The organism is Anaerosolibacter carboniphilus, from assembly GCF_014205875.1.
Classification (GTDB): domain Bacteria; phylum Bacillota; class Clostridia; order Peptostreptococcales; family Thermotaleaceae; genus Anaerosolibacter; species Anaerosolibacter carboniphilus.
In genome coordinates, this window is sequence record NZ_JACHEN010000011.1 from 36,097 (window position 1) to 48,376 (window position 12,280).

Annotated in this window: 11 protein-coding genes and 1 riboswitch; of the genes, 1 reads left to right on the top strand and 10 read right to left on the bottom strand. The window is 34.6% G+C overall.

Going from position 1 to position 12,280, the window contains the following annotated elements:
* Positions 1-50 precede the first annotated feature (50 nt).
* Both HNQ80_RS09815 and HNQ80_RS09820 read right to left on the bottom strand, forming a co-directional pair.
* Positions 51-1,160, bottom strand: a complete 1,110-nt coding sequence (locus HNQ80_RS09815; protein WP_184310476.1) for a substrate-binding domain-containing protein — start codon at positions 1,158-1,160, stop codon at positions 51-53.
* Positions 1,161-1,343: 183 nt separating this feature from the next.
* Positions 1,344-1,474, bottom strand: a riboswitch (molybdenum cofactor riboswitch).
* A 197-nt stretch (positions 1,475-1,671) separates the two neighbouring features.
* The gene (locus HNQ80_RS09820) at positions 1,672-2,172 is read right to left on the bottom strand and encodes a nitroreductase family protein (protein WP_184310477.1); all 501 of its coding nucleotides are present in this window, start codon (positions 2,170-2,172) and stop codon (positions 1,672-1,674) included.
* Positions 2,173-2,320: 148 nt separating this feature from the next.
* Between HNQ80_RS09820 and HNQ80_RS09825 the strand changes: the two genes are divergently transcribed.
* Positions 2,321-2,644, top strand: coding sequence for a helix-turn-helix domain-containing protein (locus HNQ80_RS09825; protein ID WP_330602822.1), 324 nt, complete (start codon positions 2,321-2,323; stop codon positions 2,642-2,644).
* Between the two features lie 164 nt (positions 2,645-2,808).
* Here HNQ80_RS09825 and HNQ80_RS09830 read toward each other — a convergent pair whose 3' ends face one another.
* The 8 genes from HNQ80_RS09830 to HNQ80_RS09865 all read right to left on the bottom strand — a co-directional run bounded on the left by HNQ80_RS09830 (position 2,809) and on the right by HNQ80_RS09865 (position 12,134).
* The gene (locus tag HNQ80_RS09830) at positions 2,809-3,183 is read right to left on the bottom strand and encodes a retropepsin-like aspartic protease (RefSeq protein ID WP_184310479.1); all 375 of its coding nucleotides are present in this window, start codon (positions 3,181-3,183) and stop codon (positions 2,809-2,811) included.
* Positions 3,167-3,430, bottom strand: coding sequence for a hypothetical protein (locus HNQ80_RS09835; RefSeq protein WP_330602823.1), 264 nt, complete (start codon positions 3,428-3,430; stop codon positions 3,167-3,169). Before HNQ80_RS09835 ends, HNQ80_RS09830 begins: the two co-directional genes overlap by 17 nt.
* A 98-nt stretch (positions 3,431-3,528) precedes the next feature.
* On the bottom strand, positions 3,529-5,997 hold the full coding sequence (locus HNQ80_RS09840) for a TOTE conflict system archaeo-eukaryotic primase domain-containing protein (RefSeq protein ID WP_207726951.1): 2,469 nt from the start codon (positions 5,995-5,997) through the stop codon (positions 3,529-3,531).
* Positions 5,998-6,047: 50 nt separating this feature from the next.
* The gene (locus HNQ80_RS25595; protein ID WP_207726952.1) at positions 6,048-6,581 is read right to left on the bottom strand and encodes a DUF6155 family protein; all 534 of its coding nucleotides are present in this window, start codon (positions 6,579-6,581) and stop codon (positions 6,048-6,050) included.
* Positions 6,582-6,804: 223 nt separating this feature from the next.
* Positions 6,805-7,902 carry a hypothetical protein gene (locus tag HNQ80_RS09850; RefSeq protein WP_184310480.1) on the bottom strand — a complete coding sequence of 366 codons (1,098 nt, stop codon included), beginning with the start codon at positions 7,900-7,902 and terminating at the stop codon, positions 6,805-6,807.
* Between the two features lie 137 nt (positions 7,903-8,039).
* Positions 8,040-8,261 carry a YdbC family protein gene (locus HNQ80_RS09855; RefSeq protein WP_184310481.1) on the bottom strand — a complete coding sequence of 74 codons (222 nt, stop codon included), beginning with the start codon at positions 8,259-8,261 and terminating at the stop codon, positions 8,040-8,042.
* A gap of 127 nt (positions 8,262-8,388) precedes the next feature.
* The gene (locus HNQ80_RS09860; protein WP_184310482.1) at positions 8,389-9,099 is read right to left on the bottom strand and encodes an SDR family NAD(P)-dependent oxidoreductase; all 711 of its coding nucleotides are present in this window, start codon (positions 9,097-9,099) and stop codon (positions 8,389-8,391) included.
* 89 nt (positions 9,100-9,188) lie between these two features.
* Positions 9,189-12,134, bottom strand: coding sequence for a GGDEF domain-containing phosphodiesterase (locus HNQ80_RS09865; protein WP_184310483.1), 2,946 nt, complete (start codon positions 12,132-12,134; stop codon positions 9,189-9,191).
* Between the last annotated feature and the right edge of the window lie 146 nt (positions 12,135-12,280).

Below are 12,280 nucleotides of genomic sequence, written 5' to 3' on the forward strand. Positions count from 1 at the left end.
TTAATATTTCTATATACTATTCCTATCGTGATGCTGGATAAAATATGCTACTATTTCTTTGCATCTGGTACAAATAACTGTTGTCCGTTTTTCTTATAATCTTTGATGATTTTTTGTCCTTCCTCTGAAGTGATAAAGTCTATAAAAGCTGCTGCAGCGTTCTTATGGATGTTGGAGTATTTTTCTGGATTTACTGCGATGACACCATAAGGATTAAAAAGAATTGAATCACCCTGTAATACGATCTTAAGATCTACTTTATCCGCAAATGCATACCATGTACCGCTGTCAACCAGTGTATATGCACCCATTTCACTTGCCATCATCAGTGTATCTCCCATACCTTGCCCTGATTCCATATACCATTTGCTGCCTTGAGGTTTTAACTTATATTTATCCCAAATCGTAAGTTCCTTCTTGTGCGTTCCTGATTGATCTCCTCGAGATACAAACTTAGAGTTCGTATCGAATATCTTTTTCATTGCCGTTTCTGCATCTTTACTGTCTGCAATACCAGCTGGATCATTTTTAGGTCCTACTATGAAAAAGTAATTATACATAACATCTTTTCTATTTATACCATAACCACTAGCAACGAATTCATCTTCAGATTTTCTTGCATGTACCAGGATTACATCTGCATTCCCTTGTTTTCCCATCTCAATTGCTTCACCGGTTCCAACAGCAATAACTTTCGTTTTTACGCCGTATTTTTTATCAAAGGCTGGAACCAGTACATCTAACAGTCCAGTATCCTGAGTACTTGTTGTTGTGGCAAGGATCATTGTAGACTCTACTTTAGATAGTTCCTGACTTTTCACTGGATTGCTTGCTTGTGCAGGTTGCTTTACAGCAGCTGTAGGTGTTGCTGCACCTTCAACTTTAGCTAAGTACTGTCCATACATGTATCCTGCTTTACCATCCGCAAGATTTACTTTGTACCAATTATTCACTTTACCTTCAATGACAACTTTTGTTCCTTTCGCAGCTACCATCAGTACCTTACCCTGCATACTAGCAGTTGTACGTAAATTAACATTTGCAGTTGTTTTTGCAGTATCTCCTGGTTTTAAGCTATCATTGGCTTGCCCATAGGTAGCGCCCAAACAGCCCAACACCATTCCAACCACAAGTAAAACCGTTAATATTGTTCTAGCCATTCTCCTCTCTCCATAAAACATTTTTATACCCCCCTCTTCATTTAAATAAGTCATCTCTTTTGAGATGAAAAAATTTTTCTCTTCTGTAAAGATTAAGTACATGCATTCTCCTATGCTGAATCCATGCCATCAAAAAAGACAATCCTGAAAGGATTGTCTTTACATAAGCATAAATTAGACATGCTCAAAATAAAGTATTTTCCTTTCCAAAATGGGAGGCTCAGCAATTTCTCGCTAAACCCTTATGGAATAACCAACGGTTATGTCTTCATGGATTTCTCTTTAGAAGAAATAACTCGGAAAACGATCTTTATATTTAGTTTTTAAAAAGCGCTCTATTCATTCGCTACATACCACAATATGGTACATGCACATTAATATTATATTTGTTTTTCACAGTTAAGTAAATACATTATTTTAAATTTTCAATATATTTTATTTATTCCTTGCTATTTCCACTTTAATTATTAATTTTCGTCTATTTGGATTTCATTATTTAGGTTTAGTTCTATTACCATCTATCAAAATGTATTCTTGTTTTATCAAATCTATCTGCTGGTTTCCTTTGCTCATCTGGATATCCAACAGGTAGTATTGATAAAGGAATCACACTAGATGGTAAATTTAGAATTTCTTTTATCGCATCTACTCTATCTTCCATTGGATAAACACCTAGCCATACAGCACCTAAGCCCTTTTCTTCAACAGCTACTAATATATTTTCTGTAGCAGCTGAGCAATCCTGTACCCAAAAGCCTTTATATACTTCTTTTGATTCATCCCCACAAACTACAATTGCAACATCTGCTTCTAATAACATTTTTGAATATGGATGTACTTCAGTTATCTTTTTCATAATCTCTTTATCTCTTAAAACGATAAACTCCCAAGGTTGTTCATTTCCAGCAGAAGGCGCTGCCATACCTGCTTTTAATAATTCTTCAATAATCTCATCACTTACCTTTATGTCCTTGTACTTTCTTATGCTCTTTCTGCTTAATATTGCATCCATTCATTTATTCCTCCTAATTGATATTTCTTATAATGCATGGTATTATTATAAATAATAAGTTTATATGCAACAAGTACGCACTATTTTGTATTATAGTACCTGAAAGGATACCATTGAAAGGATGAGAAGCATGTGCTCCAGTTTAGAATTGAAAGATAAGATATATACATGTACCTTCGAAATAACAATAGATTTAATCGGTGGAAAATGGAAGCCTCTTATTATTTGGCATCTAGGTTCCAAAGGAACACAACGATTTAGTGAATTGAAAAAGCTACTTCCTCAAATAACTCAAAAAATGTTGACACAACAGCTAAGAGAGTTAGAAACAGATAATCTAGTGATTAGGAAAGTATACCCTCAAGTTCCTCCAAAAGTTGAATACTCATTATCTGAGTTAGGAAAGACTTTAATGCCTATTCTTAGTATGATGTGTGATTGGGGAAATGAATATTATAAGCTAACTACTTAGTTAAACTCCTTTTAGGAATAGACGTTAGAGTAACTTCTAATATATAAATCTACAAGAGTTCTTCTCCAAACAATAACAGAATATAACAAATTCGACCACCTTTTACGTGTGGTCGAATTTGTTATTTACTTATAATGCATATAGTTTCTTCCATTAATTCTTTATTAACGAGATATTTGTATGCTCTTGAGATCTATGATGAATTCACCTTTCAATAAAAAATCTAGGCCTAAAAGTCCATTGATATCTTCAAATGGAAATGAAGTAAAGTCTAATGCAACATTATTTGCAGCGAAAGTATCAATTTTCATTTTATCTACATTCTTAATAAAAGCATGTTCTTTTCCGCCTATGCCATAGGATACCACAATTTCGTCCTCAACACTCACTCGAATGCCGATATCATCTACTGCATCCTGAGAAAATAAAGAATGGGAAGCACCTGTATCTATAACAATATTATCGATTATTTTTGATTGTCCCATATATTCGATTTCAACAGATGTAAATAATAATCCATCTCTAAGCTCGATATTCATTTCTAAATACTCTCCTTAGTCCAATTCTACTTCGGATCTTCAAAACAATCTGTTCTTTGGATGTATGGTACACCAAAACATTGTTCTTCGAACTTAACAGTTCATCCGTAGCTTGTAGTTCATCAACTGTTCCGATTACAGCCATTTCATCAATATATTCCTTATCATCTTCCACATGGGACTTTAAAACCTCAATCTTTACGAATTGATTGGGGAATACTTTCCTTACTTCTTCCCATTTCATCATTCTCACCTTCCCATTTTGATGAATGTAAACCTGATATGCTATCTTTTTGTCATAATCAACTTGTCTATATTCTTATTATAAAGCATTTTCAAAGAAAGTTAAATGTAGATACTTCGCTGTTTACTATCTTGTATTTCATATCCCATATTTTTATATCCACTAAGTCTTTTCTTGTACATTCTGAAGAGCATAGGTATCTTATTATCTACATAATCAAATATCTGTACTTTTCGCTTGTTTGTATGAAGTCTATGGAGTCTTCCTGCATATTGCTGCAAAGTGCCCTTCCAGGAAATTGGCATAGTTAAAAATAGTGTGTCTAACCTTGCATCATCAAAGCCTTCTCCAATATATCTTCCCGTCGAAATAATTAACCTTTCCTCATTGTCTTGGATACTATTTATTTGTTCCTCTAGAGCTTGTCTCTGTCTTTTACCCATTCCCCCGCGAAAAACAATTATATTCTTTACAAAGCCTCTAAATCTTTCTTCAAAATAATCTACATGGGCAGTTCTTTCCGTCAATAATAGGGGCGTACATCCTTTCTCTATTGCCATTAAAACATCATTAAAAATCATATCATTTCTTTCTTCATCGGAAATCATTGCACCATAGCTTTCTTGAATAGAAGGTTTCGTTGAATCTGTAGACGTCTGATACTGTAAATTTGTATTTCTTGGTATTACAACGTGCTTCATGTTGTTAGCTGCTATCAGCTGTTTTGCATCTACTTTATAGCGAATCGGACCACACTGCATCAATACGATGGGCTGATGCCCATCTTTTCTCGTCGGGGTTGCAGTTAATCCATAGATATATTTTGCCTTAACAGTCTTCATTACCTTCTCAAAACTAAAAGCAGAGACATGATGGCATTCATCTATAATCACTTGCCCATACTCTTCTACCAAATTTTTTGCTTGATCTTTAGAGATCAAACTTTGCATGATTGCTATATCAATAATTCCCGTTCTCTTATTTTTCCCCCCACCTATTTCTCCTATATTCTTTCTGTCAACATCCAAAAAAGTTGATATTCGTTCCTTCCATTGGTCAAGGAGTTGTCTTCTATGGACAATAATCAACGTATTTACTTTCCTTTCTCCTATGATCCATGAAGCGAGAACAGTTTTTCCAAAACCTGTAGCAGCAGAAAGTACGCCTTGTTCCTCGACAAATAATGCCTCAGCAGCTCTTTCCTGCTCATTAGTCAATACGCCAGTAAAAGTCGCATCTATGGGTATACCTTCATTTCGCTCTTCTTGTATTTTCAAATTAACCTCATTCACTTCTAAAATCTGCTTCACGCTTCCTATACAACCCCTAGGTAAAACTAAGTATTTCATGTGTTCTTCAGAACAGTTTATTATTCTTGGCTTATTATAGGTAGGCAGTCTCATAGCTTGGGCACGATAAAACTCTGGATTATTAAAAACTGCTGTACGAATTAAGTAGTTCATTAGCCTAGGTGGTAATCCTTGCTTATCAATATATAGCATGTTGCTAATAATAGCTTTAACTTCTGCTGGAAGAATGTCATTAATTTTAAACCTTTCCAGGTTAATTTGCTTATTGCTGTTCCATAGATTTTCTGCTTCGTCTTCTACTTCTATGTTTGTTTGGAATACATCATGTAATTCACTAGTCTGTTCTTCCAATCTTAAAATAATTTCTTCTACTTCTGAAAACTGCAGCCTCTTTATGGTAGAAAGATAGTGCCACTGATCTTCATATGGTAGAAGATTATCATCTAAAAATATACTTTTGCCTTCAGTCCTAGGTACTCCTTGTAATGGCAGTGCAATTAGGTTTCCAAAGCCCCCTTTCGGCAAGGTATCCTGATTTGGAAAAAATCTATCATAAGAATCCATACCTAATTGATGTCTTCTTTCCAATGTGTATGTTAATATAAGGGATCCTAATCTTCTTGCCATACTTGCACGAATAGGCATCTCAAAAAATATCCAGATATGTGCTCCATCACCTGATCTTGAACACTCTAAAGCCGCTGGTACTTCAAACTCCTCGCATGATTTCAGAAAAGCTTTTGCATCATCCCGCCAACTATCCTTGTCAAAATCAACTGCTAGGAAATAACAGGTCTCATCTTGTAACAGAGGATATATTCCAATGGTCTTACTATTTTTACTTGATAAATGCTCATAAATATCTTTATCTGTTAAATGAAGGTATTTTCTTTGATTACACTCTCCACATTTCATCTTAGGCTTAAAACATACTCCTTTTTTCCATTCATTTGCACATGCTGGACTATATCCAGATTTTCCATTTGAAATACTCTCCCATCGTAGGGCATAAACATCATCCCTGCCTCTAAACAAACTTCTAAATAAATCAATTTTTAGATCAGGTGTAGAGTGCAAGGTAACACTATCCAACTCTTGTGTTTCTAATGCAGTAATTGCCATCTCTTTAATGCGGTCTTTACTGGGTGCTTCTTCGAGTACACCTAATCTTTCACGAAGTTCTCTATTTTCATCCTGTAATTTCTCATATGCATCTTTTAACTTCATATACTCTTTAAATAGCAATTCATAATCTTTCATCTGCTTTTTACCTCCATGTAAATCATAAATATGGTGGTATACTTGTTTATTTAATCTTCATCATCGCTAAAATAGTTATAGTATAGATCCATCATTGTATCCTCAAATTCCCAGCCAATTCCCATACATTGATCCTTAATCTCTGCCAGTCGTTTCACATAAGTATCCTCAAGATCGTTTTCACTTACGTAAGCTAATAGTTTCTCATACATATTTTCAATTTTTACATAGAATACCTCATCTATATCTCCATAAGCATTTGTAAATTCAACACCAGATTCGACATAAGTAATCATGAGTTCTGCAATAGAAGCAGGGTTTGTAGAAATCTTTTTAAAATCATCCAGTGCCTTTTTCATTACAGCATACCTTAGTTTTCCGAATCCTCTAACAGGAAAGAATTCATTTCTGATAATTTTCTTATATTTTTCCATTATTTCATTTTCATCTGAATTTACTCTTACAGCATAATACTCTTTTACATTTGGAAATAGCTTCATTAACTGAAGAATTTCTTCTCTCAATTGTGCATCCGTTTTTGAATTTAAGTATTTTTTCATCTGAGTTAAAGTTACCTTAGCCATACGATCTCCTTTCAGACGTTCATATCTTAAGATAAACTTATGTGTTCACATATATTTGTCTTATTATACCATTTAATTCCAATATTCTACATTAAATTTTATTTTTTCTACAATTTCATTTTACTCAGTGCAATAGATAGAGAAATGATAAAACCCGTACTCCAAATCTAGCGGAGTATGGGTTTTTATACATTCAAAAATACATATCATATTCTCTCAATACTTATTCTTCTAATTCCTTCTCATACTTCATGATTCTCTCTATCATTGCTTCTCTGAATTTATCAATTTCTTTAAAATTCATATTCGGTATATAGCATGTCTCAAGAATATCATGTTCTTTCTTTGCAACCAATATATTTGCCAAACCTTTTGTAAGCAACTCATCGATCAATGCTTGATCTTCCTTTAACTTATCTTCATTTTCCGCTAGGATGTCTTTATCCATAAAGGAATCCACATCAAAGACCTTCATGTTCTTGTGTCTATATTTTTTACTGGCTGTGATGGCAACCTTTAATTCAGGAATTAAGATGGTCTCTATGTTGGTTTCTACCATAGGCTCATGGTATACTTCTACAAATAATCCTTTCTTCACTGCCTCATCAACGACTTCCTCCAAGATCTTAGACGTACCTTCCACATATGAACTGTTGATGTAGATTACTTTCTCCATAGTTTCGACTACCGTTTCATAGTAGTCTACAATACCGCCGGGTGCATAAGCGCTTCCAAATAAATGCCTTGTTTTGCCTTCTTTTTGCATATGTGGCACACCTGCAGTAACTTCAGCCTTAAATTTTGTAAGGGCTAGATTGAACTTTCCTTTATCCAATGCTTCTTTGTAGATAACCTCCATGTCATCTCGTAAAGATTTGGCGGCTGCTATAAAACGGTATACTCTCTTATATAGTTTTCCAAGCTTCCCTGTGATCTCTACAATTTGATCTCTGTTCTTTCTCATGCCCTCTTCGTTCCAAAACTCACCAAAGTTAAGAATTTCATCGATTCCGCCAGGATGTTTAGGATCGACTACATGAGGTGCTGTACCATCGATCATCCCTATCTTTAATTCAGGAATCACAACACCATCTAAAGAACCATTGTCTGACGAACACTGATGAAACTCAACATCATAGCCCTTGTCAACCATCTCTTGAGCTATCTTCTTCATAAAGGATGACTTCCCTACACCTGGGCCGCCTTTGATGATAAATAGTCTTGTGGCATCCGTTCCTATGATATTATCGTAGTATGAAAAGAAGCCTTTTGCAGTATTTCCCCCTGGAAAAACCCTCTTAATGGATCCTTTTTTAGCCATATATAATGTCCCCCTTTTTCATTAATAATGCCCATATTGTTATGCTATGCAGGAGGATTAAATCTGTGTATGTCCTTATCTTTAAAAATCAAAACGCAACTTTTTGTAAAATACGCTGTCTAGTTTAGCACCGCCGGCTATACATCCATGCTATTTAAAATATCTTTTAGCTTCTTCAGTTCTTCTTTTGATAGCGTAATTCCCTTCCCCATTTTTTCATCATTAGGAGCCCATTCTCTGATATCATACTTCGGTTCACGGTTATTCCAACTGATGCTCCTTAATTCTTTCGTCCATCCTTTCGTGGACTCTGAAAGGGTCCCATATATTTCCTTTACCTCATATTTAATCTCTGCCATATTATCACCTTTCTATTTTACAAGTCCCATCACTAATAATAAATTGAAAAACAAAGGGAAGTTTCAATTGCCTGCCGGGTAAATCTATAACTGTGATGTAATAAACAAAGAATTACATTTCCACATATTAATAGTGTTGTCTTGGTCGATTGATGGTTACATCGCTGATCCACGTACAATGGTCTATCGTTATTCCAACAATTTGCTTCGCCACATCTTCTGGTTTCATAAAAGTATCCACTGCATACCCAGATCTACTATGATCCCAGAATGCAGTTTGCATACCACCAGGATAAATATTAATAATATCAATATGAGTACTTGTAACTTCATCTCTTACCGACTCTAAAAACCCGCGAGCACCCCATTTTGAAGCATTGTAGATTGTTTCATACTTTTTACCTTTAAGGGCAGCGGTGGATAAAATGCTCACAATTCTTTGTTTTGAGGAAGGAACTGAGTTAAAAAGCTTTATCCCATGGACAGTCATGAGCATTAAACCAATCATGTTGGCTTGAAGTGTATCCATAATAGTTGTATGAGAGATTTCTTCGATTTTACCATAATATGATTTTCCTGCAACATTGAATAAATATGTGATCACTTCATGACGGTCATTTAATATTTTGAAGAAATGAATCACATTGGATTCGTCTGCAATATCAAAATCAAAACATTCAATTGTCGCCTCAGATTCAATTTCACTCAACCGTGCCTTTGCATTATTTAATTTTTCCCTACTTCTACCGATAAGAATCACATCATACTTTTTTTCTCTAAGTTGCTTGGCTATTTCATAGCCTAAACCCGAACTTCCCCCCGTAATGATTGCTTTCATTTAAACGCTCCTTTCAAATGCACATTTCACTTTTTTAACGCATGCTTGAGACTGTTTTAAAAATCTCACCTACTAATTGAATCTTTATATTAAACATTGAGAAATTTTTTAGTCTCTTCTTTCGGGACAGGCTTACTAATCAAATAACCTTGTATTAGATCACAATGATACTTCTTCAATATTTCGAACTGCGTTGCCGTTTCAACCCCTTCTGCAACAACCCTAAGTCCAATGGAATGAGCCAATGACACAATGGATGCAGTTAATGGACTACCCTCCTCATTCATTAGATCATCAACGAATGATTTATCAATCTTTAGTATGCTGATTGGCAATTTTCTTAAGTAGTTCAAAGAGGAATACCCTGTTCCAAAATCATCCAAAATGATACGAATTCCGAGCTCCTTGAGCTCATAAAGCTTTTCAATATTTTGTGAAAAAGATTCCATAAGGGCAGTCTCTGTTATTTCGAACCCAATAAGTCTTGGAGATACACCTGACACTTTAATAATCTGCTTAACACTATCCACAAAATCACTATGGGTCAATTGAATAGGAGATACATTCACTGACACGATTACTTCCGTCTTGCCATTACTATTAATTTCTTTTGCAAATTCACAGGCTTCCTTTATCACCCATTTCCCTACATCCGCTATTAATCCTGTTTCCTCTAATATTTCAATAAATTTTAAAGGCTGAATAAATCCATGTTCTGGACTAATCCATCGAATTAATGCTTCAAATCCATAAATATTTCCACTGCCCGTTTCAATTTCTGGCTGATAGTATAGCGTAAATTCATTCCGCTCAAGAGCATATCTAAGTCCGTTTTGCAAAAGCAGTTTTTCTTCAAGATCTTCATTCATAGAAGGTTCAAAGAAACGATAACAATTCTTTCCTTCTTGCTTAGCACGATACATGGCTGTATCCGCATTTTTTAGCAAATCATCTAAAGAAGTTCCATCTTCTGGATATATTGCAACTCCAATACTTGAAGTTATATGAAACTTTTTCTGATCGATAACAAATTCTTTTTCAAAACACTTGATGACATTCTTTATAAAACCCTCTATCTGATCTTTATGCTTCACATTTTCATAGAGAATCAGAAATTCATCTCCACCCAATCGCCCAATGTACACATTCGGTGCTGTCTTTTCTTGAAGTCGCTCTCCAAGGCTCATCAATAAAATGTCACCAAAGGTATGTCCAAAGGCATCGTTTATAATTTTAAAATTATCAATATCTATAAACAATATAGCAGTTTTTGTGTCCTGCTCTTTTGATTCACAAAGTATTGAACTAAGTTTTTGATTTAGAGATGCTCTATTGGGCAGATTTGTTAAAGTATCATAGAAAGCTAACTCCTTAATTCTTTCCTCTTGAATTCTTTTCTCGTGGATATTGGCATGGGAACCAGCCACTCTTTTTATGTTGTTATGATGATCTTTTAAAGCTATGCCCTTTGCAAACACCCACTGATAATCACCATTTTTCCGTTGAATCCTATACTCACACGCAAAATGACCAATCTCTCCATTTTTTAATGCTGCTAAAATAGCCAGGGTATTTTTCCGATCATCTGGATGAACACGGTCTACCCATGAATCAAAATTATTCATTTTGTTATTTTTATAGTAATCAAATATTTCAAACCAGCTCTCAGAGAAAAAGCTTTCATTGGTAAGCAAATCTAATTCCCATAGGCCCTCATTACTAGCTTCGAAAACCAACTGATATCTTTCAGCACTTTTTTGAATATCATTTCTACTCTCTTCTAAAAGTTGATTTTGTACTCGCAATTCTTCTTCTGAGGCAGCAAGCTCTTCATATAGGTCACTAAGTTCCTCATGACTAAATATCAAGTCTCTTTCGACTTTTTTTCGTATTTTAATATTTCTATACAATAGGATGATAAATACTGCCATGGATATAAAAACCGCTAATACCGACCAAACAAGATAACGATAGGTTTCATAGAAGGAGAAGGGCTTATTAATAATAATGCTGCCTAATGGTAATTTCTTTATTGGAATACCAAAGGCCTCTAGCTGATCATAATCAAACTTAAAAGAAGTATTTTGCTTCATTTGAAGTGGTATTGAAGCAATATTTGCACCTTTGAGAATTCTAATGCTTATATTCGCTGCCTCTTCCCCTTCCATTTCACCGCTCAAAAGACTTCCACCTATGATTCCATGTCCTAATCCCATTTCATATAAGCCATAAATAGGCGTGGTTATATTTTTTCGAAGCACGTCAACCCACCTCTCAACACCCATGGCTCTTCCTTCGATATCTCTTACAAAACCTGTCATAAGTATGATACTATCTTTTGGTAGATTTAGCCCCTTGGTAGTAATATCGGTAAAACTCATGGCACTCAAAGAAACCACATTTAATCGACTATTCACTTCATTAACGCTTTTTATAACATCATGAAAAGACTGGATTCCAGTTTCAGTATTGTCATGAAATACATATACACTTTTAATATTGGGATCAATGGTCAAAGCAGCACGAAGTGTCCGCTTAGGATCAATTTTCTCTACTACGCCAGTGATATTCTTCTCTTGGTTCATATGAACTTGGGCAGTATTTGTATAGATACCACAAAAGACAATAGGTACATCTGAGAAAAGTTTCTCCCTATTGTCTAATGTGAAATTTAGCGCAGCATCATCACTGGCTATAATCAAATCAATTTCTTTATTCGCATACTTATAGTTCATCCTATCATAAAAATTATGTAGATTTTGAGGTTGAGGATAGTTTTTCCAATCTATGTATTCAATCAGTAAATTTATCTCTGCTTCTTCTTGAAATCTTTTTGTAATTGCTTCCGTAATACTATCTGTCCACATGTACCCTTTATGATAAGAATTAATCAGTAAAACAGTTTTAGACTCGTCTATAGCTTGTCCTAAAACTGTGCTATAGAAAAAAATAATCATAAAAGCAGACAAGCTGATTAATAAAAATCGTAGTGTTATGAGTTTTATTCCGAATAATTTCTTATATTGACTGCTCATACACCCATCCCACCTATTTATCGAATATTTTATCATCGATACTTTTTTTGATAAAATCATACATTTTTCACCATATCACTAGTATACCTTCCTCCCCTTGTATATTCAATATTTATAAATGATTATTTGTCAGAATTTTTTTAATA